The 17,872-nt window shown below is 36.8% G+C and carries 19 protein-coding genes; 14 read left to right on the forward strand and 5 right to left on the reverse strand.

Features of this window, described 5'->3' with window-relative positions:
• Positions 1-84 precede the first annotated feature (84 nt).
• From pgi to BUC17_RS03790, 3 genes are all read left to right on the forward strand, one after another.
• The gene (gene pgi, locus BUC17_RS03780; protein WP_073361776.1) at positions 85-1,728 is read left to right on the forward strand and encodes a glucose-6-phosphate isomerase; all 1,644 of its coding nucleotides are present in this window, start codon (positions 85-87) and stop codon (positions 1,726-1,728) included.
• 99 nt (positions 1,729-1,827) lie between these two features.
• Complete coding sequence (locus tag BUC17_RS03785) at positions 1,828-2,250, forward strand: hypothetical protein (protein WP_073361778.1); 423 nt, start codon at positions 1,828-1,830, stop codon at positions 2,248-2,250.
• Positions 2,251-2,326: 76 nt separating this feature from the next.
• Positions 2,327-2,833 (forward strand): septal ring lytic transglycosylase RlpA family protein, encoded by a 507-nt coding sequence (locus BUC17_RS03790; protein ID WP_073361780.1) that lies wholly within the window; start codon positions 2,327-2,329, stop codon positions 2,831-2,833.
• Here BUC17_RS03790 and BUC17_RS03795 read toward each other — a convergent pair.
• Positions 2,825-3,292 (reverse strand): CYTH domain-containing protein, encoded by a 468-nt coding sequence (locus tag BUC17_RS03795; RefSeq protein WP_073362059.1) that lies wholly within the window; start codon positions 3,290-3,292, stop codon positions 2,825-2,827. The genes BUC17_RS03790 and BUC17_RS03795 overlap by 9 nt on opposite strands.
• Before the next feature lie 78 nt (positions 3,293-3,370).
• Between BUC17_RS03795 and BUC17_RS03800 the strand changes: the two genes are divergently transcribed.
• The 11 genes from BUC17_RS03800 to BUC17_RS03855 all read left to right on the forward strand — a co-directional run bounded on the left by BUC17_RS03800 (position 3,371) and on the right by BUC17_RS03855 (position 13,323).
• Positions 3,371-5,383, forward strand: coding sequence for a site-specific recombinase (locus BUC17_RS03800; RefSeq protein ID WP_073361782.1), 2,013 nt, complete (start codon positions 3,371-3,373; stop codon positions 5,381-5,383).
• 3 nt (positions 5,384-5,386) lie between these two features.
• Positions 5,387-6,469, forward strand: a complete 1,083-nt coding sequence (gene dinB / locus BUC17_RS03805) for a DNA polymerase IV (protein WP_073361784.1) — start codon at positions 5,387-5,389, stop codon at positions 6,467-6,469.
• Between the two features lie 180 nt (positions 6,470-6,649).
• Positions 6,650-7,369 (forward strand): hypothetical protein, encoded by a 720-nt coding sequence (locus BUC17_RS03810; RefSeq protein ID WP_073361785.1) that lies wholly within the window; start codon positions 6,650-6,652, stop codon positions 7,367-7,369.
• A 172-nt stretch (positions 7,370-7,541) separates the two neighbouring features.
• On the forward strand, positions 7,542-7,955 hold the full coding sequence (locus BUC17_RS03820) for a hypothetical protein (RefSeq protein ID WP_073361790.1): 414 nt from the start codon (positions 7,542-7,544) through the stop codon (positions 7,953-7,955).
• Positions 7,956-8,163: 208 nt separating this feature from the next.
• Positions 8,164-8,967: a hypothetical protein gene (locus BUC17_RS03825; RefSeq protein WP_073361792.1), complete on the forward strand. Its 804-nt coding sequence runs from the start codon at positions 8,164-8,166 to the stop codon at positions 8,965-8,967.
• Between the two features lie 254 nt (positions 8,968-9,221).
• Positions 9,222-9,596: a hypothetical protein gene (locus BUC17_RS03830; protein ID WP_073361793.1), complete on the forward strand. Its 375-nt coding sequence runs from the start codon at positions 9,222-9,224 to the stop codon at positions 9,594-9,596.
• A 558-nt stretch (positions 9,597-10,154) separates the two neighbouring features.
• Positions 10,155-10,637 carry a hypothetical protein gene (locus BUC17_RS03835; RefSeq protein ID WP_073361795.1) on the forward strand — a complete coding sequence of 161 codons (483 nt, stop codon included), beginning with the start codon at positions 10,155-10,157 and terminating at the stop codon, positions 10,635-10,637.
• Positions 10,638-10,947: 310 nt separating this feature from the next.
• Positions 10,948-11,334, forward strand: a complete 387-nt coding sequence (locus BUC17_RS03840) for a hypothetical protein (protein ID WP_073361797.1) — start codon at positions 10,948-10,950, stop codon at positions 11,332-11,334.
• A gap of 229 nt (positions 11,335-11,563) precedes the next feature.
• Positions 11,564-11,842, forward strand: a complete 279-nt coding sequence (locus BUC17_RS03845; RefSeq protein ID WP_073361799.1) for a hypothetical protein — start codon at positions 11,564-11,566, stop codon at positions 11,840-11,842.
• A 239-nt stretch (positions 11,843-12,081) separates the two neighbouring features.
• Positions 12,082-12,687 carry a hypothetical protein gene (locus BUC17_RS03850; protein WP_073361801.1) on the forward strand — a complete coding sequence of 202 codons (606 nt, stop codon included), beginning with the start codon at positions 12,082-12,084 and terminating at the stop codon, positions 12,685-12,687.
• Positions 12,688-12,975: 288 nt separating this feature from the next.
• Complete coding sequence (locus BUC17_RS03855; RefSeq protein ID WP_143161706.1) at positions 12,976-13,323, forward strand: hypothetical protein; 348 nt, start codon at positions 12,976-12,978, stop codon at positions 13,321-13,323.
• A 905-nt stretch (positions 13,324-14,228) separates the two neighbouring features.
• Here the strand turns inward: BUC17_RS03855 and BUC17_RS03865 are convergent.
• From BUC17_RS03865 to rnc, 4 genes are all read right to left on the reverse strand, one after another.
• Positions 14,229-14,981, reverse strand: coding sequence for a Bax inhibitor-1/YccA family protein (locus tag BUC17_RS03865; protein ID WP_073361807.1), 753 nt, complete (start codon positions 14,979-14,981; stop codon positions 14,229-14,231).
• 108 nt (positions 14,982-15,089) lie between these two features.
• On the reverse strand, positions 15,090-16,520 hold the full coding sequence (gene pyk, locus BUC17_RS03870; protein ID WP_073361808.1) for a pyruvate kinase: 1,431 nt from the start codon (positions 16,518-16,520) through the stop codon (positions 15,090-15,092).
• A 4-nt stretch (positions 16,521-16,524) separates the two neighbouring features.
• Positions 16,525-17,010, reverse strand: coding sequence for an IPExxxVDY family protein (locus BUC17_RS03875; protein ID WP_073361810.1), 486 nt, complete (start codon positions 17,008-17,010; stop codon positions 16,525-16,527).
• A 113-nt stretch (positions 17,011-17,123) separates the two neighbouring features.
• Entirely contained in the window at positions 17,124-17,870 is a 747-nt protein-coding gene (gene rnc, locus BUC17_RS03880; RefSeq protein ID WP_073361812.1) for a ribonuclease III, read from the reverse strand.
• Positions 17,871-17,872 lie beyond the last annotated feature (2 nt).

A 17,872-nucleotide genomic window follows, 5' to 3' on the forward strand; every position in this document is an offset into this window, starting at 1 on the left:
TAACAGTGTCGTTCCCTTTTTTGAACGACTTTAACGATTTTTCCCCTATTATTTTAGTTAATTTTGTCGGGCAAAAAATCTCTTATGGCATTACAAGCAATTAATCCAACCCGTACCGCTGCCTGGGCAAAGTTACAAGCGCATTACAACTTCATGCAGCAGCAATCGATCAAAACGTTGTTTGTAGAACAACCCGATCGTGCGCACACGTTTCATATTCAATGGGAAGACTTTTTAGTCGATTATTCCAAAAATGCAATTACCCGTGAAACTCTTCAGTATTTGTTGGAGCTCGCTGATGAGGTGCACCTCAAAGAAGCCATTGCTGCTTATTTTGAAGGCGATTTAATCAATCAAACCGAGCAACGAGCGGTATTGCACACGGCATTGCGCAATCCAGCTTCGGCTACCGTTCGGGTCGACGGACAAAATGTAATGCCCGAAATTTTTGCCGTTAAAGAACGAATCAAAACATTTGTCGACGCGATTATTTCAGGAACACACAAAGGCTATACAGGAAAAGCCATTACCGATGTGGTCAATATTGGTATTGGAGGCTCTGATTTGGGTCCAGCTATGGTGGTAGAAGCCTTACAGTTTTACAAAAACCATTTGAACGTTCATTTCGTGTCCAATGTAGATGGGGATCATGTACAGGAAGTATTGAAGAGAGTCAATCCCGAAACGACCTTGTTTGTTATTGTTTCCAAAACGTTTACTACACAAGAAACCCTTACCAATTCGGAAACTATTCGCCATTGGTTTTTGCAATCGGCGCAGCCTGCCGACGTAGCGCGCCATTTTGTGGCAGTATCGACCAATATTCAACGGGTAACTGCTTTTGGCATTCATCCCGAAAATATTTTCCCGATGTGGGATTGGGTTGGAGGTCGGTTTTCGTTGTGGAGTGCGGTCGGACTTTCTATTGCCTTGGCCGTGGGATACGAGCATTTTGATCAACTCTTAGCGGGGGCGCATGCCATGGATGAGCATTTTAGAACGACTTCATTTGATCAAAATATTCCAGTTATACTCGCTTTGTTAAGCATTTGGTACAATAATTTTTACGGTGCCGAAAGTGAAGCCTTGATTCCGTATACCCAGTATTTACAAAAGTTAGCGCCCTATTTGCAACAAGGGATCATGGAAAGTAACGGAAAAAGTATTGGCCGCGATGGCAATCCCGTAAACTACCAAACTGGAACGATTATTTGGGGGGAACCCGGAACGAATTCGCAACACGCCTTTTTTCAATTGATTCACCAAGGCACCAAGTTGATTCCCACCGATTTTATTGGTTTTGTCAAAGCGTTGTACGGAGATCAAAACCATCACGATAAATTAATGTCCAACTTTTTTGCCCAAACCGAAGCGTTGCTCAATGGGAAAACCGAGCAACAAGTTTTGGCCGAGTTTGCACAACAAGGGATTTCGGGGGACAAAGCCGCCTTTTTAAAACCGTTTAAAGTGTTTTCAGGGGACCGTCCTACCAATACCCTTCTTATTCAGCAACTAACCCCTGCCTCTTTAGGAAAATTGATTGCTTTGTATGAGCATAAAATTTTTGTTCAAGGCGTTGTTTGGAATATTTTCAGTTACGATCAATGGGGGGTAGAACTTGGGAAACAGTTGGCCAATTCTATTTTGGAAGAAATCGAATCGCAACAGGTAAAAACCCATGACAGTTCGACAACCTTCTTGTTGGAACATTTCTTAAAGAACCGCTAAAAGAAGTATAATTTCATGATAAATAACCGTATTCTCGTGGGAGGGTGCGGTTTTTTTATGGTTTTTACCTATTTTTGTTATCCACTAAAACTAAAATATATGTACGAATTTATACAAAAGTTCCACTCTGGTTGGGCTTATATTATCTTGGCCTTATTGGTTTTCACCGCGATTAATGCTGTAATGGGCCTTAGCTCTGGAAGAGATTTTTCAGCGCGCGACCGTAAAATCGGGTTGTTTACGTTGATTGCTTCACACGTGCAATTACTGGTTGGCTTGGTATTGTATTTTATATCGCCCTTGGGTAAAGCGTTGTTGGGCGAGATGTCTAATGCAGAAGCGCGTTTAACGTCTTTAGAGCATCCGTTGACCAATATTATTGCGATTGTGTTGATTACCGTAGGCTGGTCAACCCACAAAAAAGCCACGGAATCGGGCGTTAAGTTTAAAAAATTCGCCATTTTCTATACCTTGGGATTGGTGTTGATTTTATCGCGTATTCCTTGGAAACTTTGGTTGTAAGTCAACCGTTTAGTATGTAATTGATGTCAAGACACACTCGATTGTAGACGTCTTGAATCGCCCAAAAATAAGTCCAATGCGAACAAAATCAATACTTATTTACGGTATCACCCTCGGCATCGGTCTTTTCTTTAGTAGCACTTTTTTGGCTCAAAATACGGTAAATCCCGAATTAAAAAAGCAAAAAAATGATACGGTCAAAAAAGAAAAAGTCCTTGCGGATGAGCCTGTAGCCGATACATTACCAGTAGTTAATGGAAAGTTTAAGCTTTTCAAAAAGAAAGCCCACGCTTCCTATTATTCCGATCGCTTTCATGGTCGAAGAACGGCTAGTGGCAAGCGTTATGACCGAAACAAACTTACGGCGGCGCACAAAAAATTGCCTTTAGGAACCTTGGTTCGTGTTACCAATGAAGCCAATGGTAAAACGGTTATCGTTGAAATTACCGATCGTGGTCCGTTTGCTCGTGGTCGTGAAATCGATTTGTCTAAACGCGCGTTCTTCTTGATTTCGGGATCCCGCAATTCAGGATCCGCTACCGTTACACTTGAAGTGATAGAAGTGGAGAAAAAATCACCATAAACCAAAGGGATGCTGCGATAAATAAGCGTTGTAATAGCGTGCGTCGTGGGTTACTTCTTCACCGAGCCAATCGGGTTTAGCATACGTTTCGTCTTCCGATTGTAGTTCAATTTCAGCGAGAATCAGTCCGGCATTTTCACCTTCAAAAACATCCACCTCGATGATATGTTGCCCCGATACCACTTCGTATCGGGTTTTTTGTATCGTTCCTTTTTCACAAAGGGGCAAGAGCATTTGTGCTTCGGCTACCGTAATCTCCTTTTCCCATTCCAACCGACTCGCCCCCGAGGCATTGCTTTTCCCTTTGATGGTTAAAAATCCTTGATTTCCTTTGATTCGAACGCGCACGGTACGCTCGGGAACCGATGAAAGATAGCCTTGGGCGATGGGTATAGCCGCGCGACTTTCCGCTTTGAATTGTTCGTTTCGCACTAAGAATTTACGTTCAATTTCGATCATCATATTCGAATTTAGGAGCAAGTTAAGAAAAAAATTCCCCGTAAACTGTATCTTTACGTAACGTCAATTACGCCTTTTATGCACGAAACCACCTCGATGACTTCTTTACACGATTGGTATATCCGCCATTTTCAAACCGACGATGCTTCAGATTCTTTAGCTTATTTGGTTGCCTTGGTAGCGTTGTTTCGCCCTGCACAACCCAAACAGGCAGCTGAAGTATCGATTCGCCCGCTTTTGGACTTTTTAAGCCAAGAAACCGAGATTGCCGAGCAAGTTGCGCTTCGTGTTCAAAAAACGTTGCAAAAGCGAAAATTTGCACGCATGTTGTCGGATTCAGGAATATTGAAAGATTCCGATTTTTGGTATGAAATCAAACAGCGCGCGTGGGCAAAGATTTTACCCTACCAACCGGAGGCCGATACCTTAGAGTTTGTATTAAATCAGGTGTTTTACAAAAGTACTGACCCCATTTGGTTGGCCAAGATTCCACTTGAAGAATACCGTGCCTTGTTTGCGTATCTTCAACTGCAACCCTTGTATACTTCGCTGGATGACCAATCACCTTTATCGGAATTGCTTACCGCCATAGCTTTGTTGATGCAACGGATGAGCGGCCGAGCCATGGAAAATCAGGTGATACAAATGGTTCCCGAATACGACGATTTAGAAAGTCCTTTTCTCGCCTTGGAAACCGAATTTGAAGCCTTACATCGTCGTCTTCAAGCGCAAGAAGCCCCTTATATTACGCCTGATGACATGCATTATCGGCAACTCTTGGTGTTACAAAAGCAATGTGAAGCCTATGTCGCTAAAGCCTTTCATAACAGTACCAAGTTTGGGATTTCTTTAAAAGTCAATCAAAGTTTGTTGCGCATACGGCAGCAATTGCAGCGGGTGAAGGCCTTGTTGGGGTATTTGGTGGTGCCCAAAGTAGCCGATGCTCAATCGCAAACCATTTTGTTGGCGTTGCGACTCATACGGTACAATTGCCATAAAAATAATGTTCGCCAACTGTTTAATGAGAGCACCCAACTTTTGGCGTATGAAATTACCCAGCATACGGCACGTACTGGCGAGCATTACATCACCGAAACCCGTTCGGAGTACCTTTTGATGCTTAAGGCGGCTTTGGGCGGTGGTTTTATTGTTGGGTTCCTTTGTATTTTCAAATTGCTTCTATCAAAAGTTGAGGCCAGTGCTTTTGGCCATGCCTTTTTATACAGTTTCAATTATGCTGCTGGATTTATCTTGATTTACCTTTCGGGGTTTACGTTGGCTACGAAACAGCCTGCGATGACAGCTGCTACCATCGTTCAAGCTATTGAAAACGGGATGCGTAAATCGCGCCATAAAGACGATCAGAAGCACGAGGCCTTTGCCTTGCTGTTTGCCCGTTTGTTCCGTTCTCAATTCATCGCTTTTTTTGGGAATGTGGCGATGGCATTTCCAGTAGCCTTCGGGTTGATTTGGGGTATAGATTTTCTGTGGGAGACCAATATTGCTGAAGACAAAGCGTATAAATTATTGACCGATTTGTCGCCCATAGATTCACTGGCCGTTTTTCATGCTGCGATTGCAGGTTTTTTCCTTTTTTTGTCGGGTATCATCTCGGGGAGTATTTCCAATAAAAATAAGTACAATAAAATTGCTTACCGAATCCAAGAGCATCCTGTGTTAAAGCAAACGTTGGGCACCGCCAAAACGACCCGATTGGCACAATGGATTGCCGACTTTTGGCCAGGCGTTGCCTCCAACGGTTGGTTTGGTATTTTCTTGGGGAGCACGGCTTCGTTGGGGATTTTCTTTGGCCTAGCGTTGGATATTCGGCACATTACTTTTGCTGCGGGAAATTTTGCTCTGGGCTTGTATGGTGCTGATTTTCATGTAGCAGTTCCCATGGTATTGTGGGCCGTTATCGGAATAGGTGTTATCGGATTTGTAAATTTTATCGTGAGTTTTTCACTATCCTTGGGACTTGCATTGCGTTCGCGTAATATTCCATTGGGGGAGTTGCGCCTGTTGGTTTGGGCTACATGGAACTATTTTAAACGGCGTCCCATTGCTTTTTTTGTCCCCGTTCGAGAGTAAATTATGGAAACAGATTGGCGGCAACGGAAAATTATTCACATTGACATGGATGCGTTTTATGCGTCGGTGGAGCAAATGGATTTCCCCGAATTAAAGGGCAAACCCATTGCCGTGGGTGGCAGTGAAGTGCGCGGGGTAGTTTCGGCGGCCAGTTATGAAGCCCGTAAGTATGGCGTACGCAGTGCTATGAGTGGCGTTCAGGCCAAACGTTTGTGTCCTGATTTAATTTTTGTTCCTCCGCGGTTTGATCGCTATACGGAGATTTCCAAACGGATACGGGCTATTTTTAAAGCGTATACGGATTTGGTAGAACCTTTATCGCTAGACGAAGCCTATTTGGATGTGACGGTAAATAAAAAAGGGAATCCGAGTGCCACCTTAATCGCGCAGGAGATTCGGCAGCGCATTTTTGATGAAATCGGTTTGACCGCTTCGGCAGGGATTTCCAACACGAAATTTGTGGCCAAAGTTGCCAGCGATTACAACAAACCCAACGGTCAAAAAACGGTGCCGCCGGATGAAGTGGAAGCCTTTTTGGAGGTTTTGGATATCAAAAAGTTTTATGGCATTGGCAAAGTAACCGCCGAAAAAATGTACCATCATGGGATTTTTACCGGGGCCGATTTAAAAGCGCGTTCGCGGGAGTACTTAGAGGAGCATTTTGGCAAGAGCGGAGGCTTTTATTACAACATTGTGCGGGGCATTCATTACAGTGAGGTCAAACCCAATCGGGTGTCAAAGTCGGTAGCGGCCGAGCATACGTTTGAAGAGAACCTGACTTCGGAATTGTTTATGGAAGAAAGGCTCGCGCATATTGCTGAAACCTTGGAACGGCGCCTGAAAAAATACAGTATTTCGGGTAAAACGGTGACGTTAAAAATCAAGTACAGCGATTTCACGACCCAAACCCGCAGTAAGACCTTGCCGTATTACATCAGTGACAAGGGTTTGTTGTTGGAAACGGCCAAAGAATTGTTGTACCAAGAACGCCTGAAAGAATCGGTGCGGTTGTTGGGGATTTCGTTGAGTAATTTGAATACCGAAGTTAAGAAAACGGTGGTGGTGCAGTTGAAGTTTGCGTTTTGAGAGTGGGGTGTAAATCCGCGTTATCGGAGTTTGTGTTTTTCAGTATTTTAAATTGTAAAAACCACCCGAAATGATTGACTTCGTCGAATTTCATTTTGCTCGGTAGCGGGGGAACCTCCAATACCTTTGAATAAAATACAATTAACAAAAAGTGGTTTTAGCTATTAAAATAAATAAATTATGAATAAAAATGTTTTAATGTTTTTTGTATTATTTTCAACAATATTATATGCTCAAAACACTTTAAAGTCTTTTACTGAAGTTAGTAAAATTAATCATCAGTATAAATATACCCGAGGTAAAAAAATATATATTTCTGAAAAAAATTATCTAATCAAAAATAAAAATATAGTATTACAATTGAATTCTAACTTATTTCCGGAAGGACATTATAATGCTCTTTATCTTTTTAGTAATGAATTGTTTATAGTACATGCTTTGGTCACTGGGAATGCATTTGAGAATCCAATTAAAAATATGTTCGTTCCAAATGTATTTAATGAAGTTATTATTTATGATATAATTAATAATAAAGTTTTTTTGATTGGTAGTGTTGATGGCCTTGGAAGTATTTACTTCATATCAAAAAAAAGATTATCTATTCTTTATCATAAATCGAATTACAGAAATAGATTATTTGTATTAAATGAAGATTTTTCTCCAAAAGAACTTATTGAGAAAAAAGATTTTTTCAATCTATTAGAGTTTACAAAAGGAAAAATTTTGAAAAAACAAATAAACATAGCATTTGAAAATGTTTTTGATATTCCTTTAATAGAAATAAACAATATTATTTCTAATCAATCTAATAATTATACAGAAGAAATTAAATGTAACGATGAAGATTGTTTTAAAGAATCTGACCAAGGTATTTGGAAGTGTTTATCAGGGCGTTCATAGTTAAGAGTTTAATTTTTCTAGCTGCCGCACGCGCTGCCGGAACAGGTGAAGATGGTACAATTTATATTTTTAGCAAAAATGGTGAACAAGCAAAACATGAAATTATGACATTACAAGCAGTTGAGTATTTCTTCGGGAAGCACAAGGGATTATATAATCATAACAATTAACCATGAATTTTTTATTTACATTTTTTTTGATGTTTTCAATACAATTATCTTTTTCCCAAAAAAGTAATGTAAGTCTGACTATAGAAACTGAAAGTAATGTTTACATCACAGATAAGATTAGTATTTGTGAATATTATAGTGGCTTTGAGGTCAATATTGATGAAAAATTCAAACAAAAAATATTTGATAAAAAAACTAAAAGTATTTATTTATCTTATGGAATGGAAAAACTTAAAATTAGTTTATACAATGTATTGTATTCTCCTAAAGCTAATGTTCAAAATCAAACCCCTTTAACTCCAAAAGGAAATATCGTTATTTTTAAAAATGAAACTAGTTTTTATTTTTTAATTCGATCAGATGATAAATCAATAATTAAAAAATTTTTAGAAAATAAAGTAGGTATTTGTGAATGAGTTAATTATTGATCCCAGCTGACGCGGATTTACAATCCGTGCCCACACCGTAAAAGGCAGAAACTTCATTAAATTAGATATAGTATATTTAACGTTGAGTCAATATATAGCAAACATGGATGAGCACGGATTGTAAATCCGCGCTTTCGGGATCAAAGGATGTAAAAAGTTTAAACAATTTATATAAAATTTTAAGAATTTATAGTGTATGTCCAAATTAAATTATTTACTCCTATTATTACCAATCTTTGGTCACAGTCAAATAAGTATTTTGAATGATACTATAATAGTGAAAAAATACAATCATTTAGATTACGAAATTGTTGCTAGTGATACAATAAAATCTATGTATGAAAATCAAAAGAGATTTTTAATTAATTCACATGTAACTAATGAAAATAGTTTGTCAAATAAAAGTAAATTAAACGAGTTAAATTTATTAACTATACCTTGTTTTAGATTAAAAAGAAGTGCAAATGAATTCTACGACTGTGATAAATCAATAGAACAATTCATAGCATTTGAGGATCATGTTAAGTACATGTTTACATTTATTATGTCAAATAATAAAATTATTAATCTGCAAATAATACCAAATCCTATTTTTGAAATCGAACGAATAAATAATCCTGACTCGCAATTAGAAGTAAATGGTTTTAGATATAGAGAAATGATTTTAAATGACTTTACTGATGATTCAGATTTTTTTAAATTTATACAAGATGATATATTGTCAATAAAAAACTCATTTATATTTGGGATATATGGTATTTGGGATGTAATTTTTGAAATTGAGAACGGTGAGTTGTTCGCTAATAAATTTGGATTTAACTCATTTATCAGAATGAATGCAAATGATTATTTAAATCATTATTTGGGTGAAATCAAGATAAAAGAATTAGCAAGAGGCTATTATGAGGATATAGATAATTTAGGTACATTAGAGCCAATTCCTTGTCAAAATCATAAAAATGAAAAATTGAAAACTTTTATAAAAATATTGAATAATTAAAATTTCTAGATTCAAAAATTAGTTTAAAAATTTAAAACCCCGCTACGCAAAGTGTTCCTTTTATGTACGATGCTAAGCAACAGTCCCGTTCCCCTCTGGCGCGGATTTACAATCCGTGCCCACACCGTAAAAGGCAAAAACTTGATTAAATTAGATATAGTATATTTAACGTTGAGTCAATAGAGTAAAGCATGAATAAGTAAGAATTGTAAATCCGCACTGCCGGGGGTAGCGGTGTATTTTAAATTGATGTAATGAAGTCACTTTTTTTAATTTTTTTATTTCTTTGTTCCTGTACAAGCAGCCAAAATCAAGTTGGAGTTGCGAATACTTGCAATGAAAATATTGAATTTAAAAAGCAATTTTTCTATCATTTACAAGTGGTGGATGAATATATGCACTTAGTAAATCCTAAAGTTTTAAATATTGATGAATTACAGAAGTTAGTGACGCAGGAAAAAACAAAAAATTTTAATATTTCTCTTTACTTTATTTCAAAATATACACATGTTTCTTACGAGTCTATCAGTCATTCTAGGTATCCTTTCGGGGTCTACGAAGAAGATAAATTAGTTTGGTTAAAATGGTACGAAGAAAATAAATGTAATAACATTCAAATTAAGTTGTAATAAATCCCGATCGCTCGGATTTACTTCGTCAGTTCGGCTAAAGCCTCGGGTGCAATCCTTGCCCACAATGAGAATAAAACAAAACTATATTAAATTAGATATAGTATATTTAACGTTGAGTCAATATATAGCAAACATGGATGAGCACGGATTTTAAATCCGCGCTATCGGGGGTTAACACTTAATGAAAATATTATGCTAAAAAATTTTTTGAATATTCTCTTTTTATGTTTAATGGTATACTTTTCACTAGTGATTTTTTACAACAAACCTAATATAGATACCAACAGCATTGATTTATTGAACTATTATAATAATATTGTATATTACAATTTAGCTGTTTTGCTATTATATATATTTTTTATATCACTTTTTGGAAAGTATAAGTTTACCATTTCATGTATTACTTTAATAATAAGTGCTTTATTATTTTTATACTATTATAATTCAATAAAATTCAAACTAATTGAGGGTTTTAATTTCTTTCCTATCATTAGTTAAAACAACACCCGCTGACGCGGATTTATAATCCGTGCCCACACCGTAAAAGGCAAAAACTTGATTAAATTAGATATAGTATATTTAACGTTGAGTCAATATATAGCAAACATGAATGAGCAGGGTTATAAATCCGCGCTGTCGGGTTTAATTATGAAAATAACTATTATGAGCAAAAAGGTTTTAATAATTACTATAATAACTAATATTTTTTTTATATTATCTTGTGATGGTCCAAAAAAATATTTGTTCAATGGTGGTAAAAGTCATTTAAATTTTAATTGTAATGATGACAATTTTCAATTTACTTTATTACGTAGTTTATCTAAATCTGATATAATAAAAATTGACAATGGTAAAGTTTCTAATATAAAAGTAAACAATATCTTAGTTAATAATAATCCATGTGATTTTAATATTCAGAAATATGATAAGTACACTTATATAGAATTAATTAATTATAAATTTTTTGAGAAAGACAAAATTGACATTGAAATTAATATTAACGATTGTAGTGTTATAAGTACTATAATAATAGATTAGTTTGAAGAACATGAAAAAAATAATTTATCTAATACCATTTCTTTTTATCCCCGATCGCGCGGATTTACTTCGTCAGTTCGGCTAAAGCCTCGGGTGCAATCCGTGCCCATAATGAGAATAAAACAAAACTATATTAAATTAGATATAGTATATTTAACGTTGAGCCAATATATCGCAAACATGGATGAGCACGGATTGTAAATCCGCGCTATCGGGGAAAAATTATGACCGAGAGGATGGTAATAAACCATTATCAACAATAAAACAATATATCAATGCTTCATATCAATTATTCAAAAATTAAAAATTTATGAAAAATTTATTTAGATTAATTTTTTTGTTATTTGCTTTGCTTTTAAATGGCTGCATAGACATTAATAATTGTAATTATAATATATCAGGTAAATATTTTTGTTCAAAGGATGATAAAGCTATTAATTTTATTGATTTAAATGTGAACGGAACATTTCTTCATTATTATAAAAAAGGAACTATAATACTTACCAGCCGAGGAACTTGGGAAAAAAGCACTAATGGATACTGTTATATTGAATTAAGTGAATGGAAAAATTTCAATGAAGAAGGTGAAAATTTCAAGGAATATGGTAATGGGATTTTATATATAAATGATAATTTTTTGGACATTAGTCCAGATGGCAATTCGTCAAGTAGTTTTCGTAAAGAAAACGAAAAATAGAATTATAAGTACAATGGAAAAGAGTACCCCGCTGGCGCGGATTTACAATCCGTGCCCACACCGTAAAAGGCAAAAACTTGATTAAATTAGATATAGTATATTTAACGTTGAGCCAATATATAGCAAACATGGATGAGCGCGGATTGTAAATCCGCGCTATCGGGGTTGCAGGATATGCAAGCATGACAGCACAGCAAATGATTTTAAAATTTAAATTAAAAAGATAATCATGAAATTACATAGTGAAGGTAAAATTGATGAAAATGGTAAAATTTTTAGTGACGAATTGATAACTGAAAAACAAGGTTATGAAGCGATGCTATTGATGTTATACAATTACTGGAAATCAACAGATTCAAATGACTTGACTGATATATTAAGTGGTGGTGAGTATTGGCTAGATTATGATATTCCTGCTGATTCTGCTTTCTGGGAGTATTGGCTTGAGGCAGTTGATAAAATAAAAAAAAATGGATTTTTAAAACTAAAGAAATTGTCTAAAGAATAGAATAATTACTAGAAAATCAAATGGGTACTAAAAAAAGCCCGATCGCGCGGATTTACAATCCGTGCCCACACCGTAAAAGGCAAAAACTTGATTAAATTAGATATAGTATATTTAACGTTGAGTCAATATATAGTAAACATGGATGAGCAGGGATTGTAAATCCGCGCTATCGGGATATGTTCTATAATTATTGGTGTTGTTCTACTGTTTTCATAATGTTTAATTGTTTGTTTTAATTTATGATGAAGTATTTTTGGTTTTTAATTTTTTTTCTTGCCTTTTGCAAAAACAAGAAAACAGAAGAATGTATTGATAGAGGAATAAATATTGAATATTTAACCGATATTGATAAATTGATTAAAGATGGATATAAATGTGAAACCACATTTAATGATTTTAATATTGATGAATTAAAAAAGTGCAAAGTATTATTCTCAGATTCTAAATACAAAATAATTTATAATGGTTATAAGTCTAGATTACTTATTGATAAAAAAGAGAATATTACGATTGCAATAAATTCTCGGACTGTTGATTTTAAAACTATAAAGAATTTACCCTTCGCGTTATTTTTACTTAATGATAAATTAATGCCAATTTATGCAATTTCAAGGCTTGGGGAGGAAAAAACTTTTGTTTATAAAATTGAATACTTGAATGAAAATATTATTCTTAGTAGAGCTGTAGATAAAGAAGTTGCCGAAATTGATATCAATAAATTAAAATATTCTCAGATAAAAGAAATTTTTAAAAAAAGTATTTATAGTTTCAGGTACAAAAAAGAGAAACTAACTTTAGATAGTTATTATAATAAGGTACCTTTTTGGACAGCAGGCTTAAATTAAACAATAAAGACTCTAAACTCCCCGCTGACGCGGATTTATAAACCGTATCCACACCGTAAAAGGCAATAACTTGATTAAATTAGATATAGTATATTTAACGTTGAGTCAATATATAGCAAACACGGATGAGCACGGATTGTAAATCCGCGCTATCGGGATAATAGACGAATTGATAATATCGTTACACTACAAATAATATTTCATGATCGAAACAATCCAAAAATAGAAATGATTGTTAATCCAACTACTAATGGAAGTATTAGTGTAACAAAAAATAAAATCCCCTAAATGAAAAAAAATGTAATTATCTTATTTTTAATGATTTCTTGTAATTCAAACAAAGAAATAATTAATGGTTGTAATGAGAATAAAGAATTTAAGAAGGTCTTTTTTTCACACTTTGATTATATAAAAAACAACATTTACATAAGGCAAGATATAAAATTTAGAGAATCGTTAATTTTCATTTCTAATTATACACATGTTTCTCTCGATAGAATTGTAAATTATTCAGGAACATATCCTTACGGTGTTTTTATAAAAGATTCAGTAATTTGGAGAAATTGGTACGAGGAAAATAAATGCAATAATATACAACTAAAGAAAGAATTGATTATACCTGAAATTTTAAAATAATAGATGTTATCTTGACATTTAATTTCTAGCTACCCCCCCCCGCTGGCGCGGATTTACAATCCGTGCCCACACCGTAAAAGGCAAAAACTTGATTAAATTAGATATAGTATATTTAACGTTGAGTCAATATATAGCAAACATGAATGAGCAGGGTTATAAATCCGCGCTGTCGGGACTATAAGTTCAACAGTTTACAGTATTTCAGAGGTTTACAGCGCTGATAATGGCCAATATATAGGCAGAATTAGATAATTTAACTTTTAGGAAATTCATGAAAAGATTTAAATCCTGGCTTACATACTTTATTTTTTTTGGTATTTACATTTTTCAACTTTGGTCATTTATCTCAATAACTTCTGATGTGATAATTAGATTATTTTTTAAAGATAAAGTTTATATTTTTCACATATTATTTATTTTTGTTTTAATCTTTCTGCCGATTCTTTTTAAAAAGACAAATTTGTTTCTACCCTATTTAATATTTATAAATATTCTATTGTTTATATTGAATCAACAATATGGAAACTACCATTTATGGTGATTTTGTATAATGTTATACCCTCTGCGACCTCGCGAAATGAAATTCGACGAAGTCAATCCTTCGGGTGGTTTTGTGTTATAAAATCCTATATTTCTAATTACATTATAGTTGATAAATAGCTGAAGTCCTAGCCCTGGTGGCAGTGGAAAGCCCGGAAGGGGGATGCGTTGGTTTTTACCGCCGAGGGAGAGCGACCCAAGAAGCTAGAGCGCGGCGTAGTAAAAACACGCAGGCCACTGAGGACTTGCAACGAACAACAGGAAATAGCTCCAAAACAATATATTCAGGTTTGCGGTTCACGGCACGTTTATAAACCAAAAAACCACCCCGAAGGATGGTTTTCTTGTTATAGTTTAATGCTGACTTAGTCTCGGCTGCTTATTTTGGATAGCAATCGCAAGAACTCGATATACAACCAAACTAGGGTGACCATCAAGCCCATCGCGCCAAACCACTCCATATACTTGGGCATGCGGTTGGCGATGCCTTTTTCAATTTGATCAAAGTCCAAAAACAAGTTTAACGCCGCAATGACAATCACAAAAACGCTAATGCCAATACTCATTAAACTGTGGCCATGATGAACGGGTTGGAAGTTGGTAAAAAGCGAAATCAACCAAGAGATCAAATAATAGGCAGCAATAGCCAACGTAGCGGCCACGACCACCGAACGAAACTTCTCGGTGACTTTCACCACTTGATATTTGTATAAGGCCAAACAAATGAAAAACGTTATAAATGTGGCACCCACGGCTTGAATAACAATTCCTGGGTAGGCAGCTTCAAAATAAGCCGATACGCCCCCGATGAACAATCCTTCAAAAACCGCATATCCTGGCGCTAAGAAGGGCGACCAAGCAGGTTTGAACGACGCGACCAATACAGCAATTAAGCCCACAATTGCCCCGCCAAACACGAGAATTAACGGGTTGTACCCCGCATTAATCATCATCCATGTGATGACGGCACCGCCCACGAGCAATACCAACAAAAGGAACGATTTGTTGATGGTTCCGTTTAGGGTCATCGTTTGGTTGTAATCAATAAGTACCGCATCGTGTACGGTTTCACTTTCCTTGTAGGATTTGGTGTTGAAAAAAGGATTTCTAGATTCCATAGTACTGTAGTTTATGTCTCAAAGATAATTTGATTTTTTGGAACGAAAAAAGGATTATCAAAATTCTAACAGGTTGATAATCCTTTTTACGATGTATACTTCGTGCGTTTATTCGATTTCAGAGATACGCAAGGTGTTGACCATTCCGCGTTCTACTACGGGCATCGCCGCAAGGTTGATCAGGATATCGCCTTTTTTAACAAACCCACGGTCTTTGGCCATTTGGTTAATGTCGTCAACGGTATCGTCGGTGGTGACAAACTTGTCGTAATAAAACGCATTGACACCCCATAACAAGTTCAATTGCGTTAGAATATACTTATTGGACGTGTACACGAGAATGTGTGCTGAGGGGCGCCATGCCGAAATTTGAAACGCCGTGTACCCGCTGTTGGTAAGCGTTGATATCGCTTTGGCTTTGATGTCGTTGGCCATCGTAGCGGCGTGGTAGCAAATCGATTTGGTTATGAATCGTTTGGTACGTACGTGTGGCGGGTTTTGGGGAACTTGAATCAAAGGCGAATCTTCGACAGCCTCAATGATTTGGGTCATTTTTTCAATGACTTGCACGGGATAGTTTCCTACCGAGGTTTCACCCGAAAGCATTACCGCATCGGCGCCATCCATAACCGAGTTGGCCACGTCGTTGACTTCAGCACGGGTGGGAGTCAAGCTGGTAATCATGGTTTCCATCATTTGGGTCGCTACGATTACAGGGATACGGGCTGTTTTGGCGCGGTGGATTAATTTTTTCTGAATTAAAGGTACTTCGTGTGCTGGAATTTCCACCCCGAGGTCACCCCGCGCTACCATCAATCCGTCGCAGTAGGCTACAATCTTATCGATGTTTTCAACGGCTTCGGGTTTTTCAATTTTGGCGACAATCGGAATTTTATGATCGGTATGTTCAGAAATTAATTCTTGCAATTCCATCAAGTCTTTTGGGGTGCGCACAAAGGAGAGTGCAATCCAATCCACGTCGTTTTCAATAGCAAAAATCGCGTCTTTGATGTCTTTTGGGGTCAAAGCAGGAAGGGAAACCTTGGTGTTGGGCAGGTTGACTCCTTTTTTGGATTTTAGGGGACCTCCTTGAATGACTTTGGTTTTTACTTCGTTTTTTCCGTCGGTTTCGATGACTTCAAAAATGAGTTTCCCGTCGTCGAGAAGGATGCGTTCGCCTGGATTTACATCACTTGGAAACGCTTTGTAGTTCATGTATACGCGTTCGGCATTGCCGGGAACGTCTTCGGCAGTTTGAAAAGTGATTACATCTCCTGGATTGACCACAACGTCTTCTTTCATAACGCCTACCCGTAATTTGGGTCCTTGTAAGTCGGCTAAAATAGCGGTGGTGTAGCCAAATTCCTGGTTTAATCCACGGATAATGTCAATTCGCTCTTTTACATCGGCATAGTCGGCATGCGAAAAGTTAATACGGAACACATTGACTCCGGCGTCGATCATGTCTTTGATTACCTCGCGGGTACTACACGCCGGCCCCAAGGTGGCCACGATTTTGGTTTTTTTTCTAGTCGGCATTCTTTTAAAAAATTAGATTGTGTTTGGACTTTAGTTGTTTTTTATCAATACGGTAAGCCATACTTACCCATTCAATTTCGCTGATTTTTCGAATCACTTCATCCAAATCGACATCGTTTTCTAGATTGTCAATTTTGAGAATATAATCCACTTTTTTGTACTCGGGCAATAAATACACCGAAGTGGCAACATCATTTTTTAGCGCGGCAAACAGCACCCCAGGACCTTGCGTTTCGGTGATGACTTCACTTTTATTTTGCACCAAATGCCAGGTAATGAAGCGGGATTCGTCATAAAATTCAAAGCGTGAAAGTCCGGTGCTTCCTTCTTTGATTTGTATGTGAAGGTCTTCTTGGGTTCGTGCCAACAAAACGTCGAGTTGTCGGTTTAGGTGAAAGGCCAAACGGGAATCTTCCAACGAAGTGTGCAAGGCGATTACCTCGTAATCTTGCGCTTCAAATTCATGGATGTAGATTTTTTGCGTCGCCATTTCCGCCCAAATAAGTTGTAAATATACTTCATATCGGAATGCGTTTTACCGAGAGGAAGTTAGATTAACGTTATTTTATGAACGAAATCGTTGTAGGATTTTAAGATATTGCCCTATATTTTGTTAATTTTTTCTTGAAATGCAAAATAGGCTCGTTTGGCTGCGATTTCTTCCGCTTTTTTCTTGGAGGTAGCTCGGGATTTGGCTACTACTTTTTGGTCAATGCTTAAGCGCACGCCGAAATATTTTTGACCGTCGTTGCCGTTGTCATCAAAAACATCAAAATGAAAGTTGTGTTTTTCTTTTTGGCACCATTCGATAACAAGGCTTTTGTAGCTTATGACTTTTCCTTCTAATTTTTCGATATCCACGTAGGGAATGATGACTTTTTCGTGGATAAATTTTTCGCAAAAATCATAGCCTTTGTCCAAAAATATAGCTCCAATTAAGGCTTCAAAGATATTTCCGTGGATGTTTTCGCCAAAATGTTGGGCGGGGACTTTACTCTCGACAAATTGAATGAGATTCAAATCGCGTCCGAGTTCGTTTAAGTGTTCCCGACTCACAATTTTGGAGCGCATTTTGGTGAGATACCCTTCGTCACCTGTAGGCACTTCACGGTATAAATGGGCGGCAATTACGGAGCCCAACATGGCATCGCCCAAGAACTCCAAACGTTCGTAATTCATAGGGCGCCCGTTTTCATCCATTAGGTTGGAGGAACGGTGCGTGAAGGCTTTTTTGTAATATTTTAATTGCCCTGGCGCAAATCCTAAGATGGTTTGTAGGGTCTCAAAAAAAATCCCGCCTTCTGTCTGAGGACGGGAGTTTTTAGCAAATATTTTTTTAATAATTCTCATAA

The sequence above is a fragment of the Flavobacterium fontis genome (assembly GCF_900129405.1).
Lineage (GTDB): Bacteria > Bacteroidota > Bacteroidia > Flavobacteriales > Flavobacteriaceae > Flavobacterium > Flavobacterium fontis.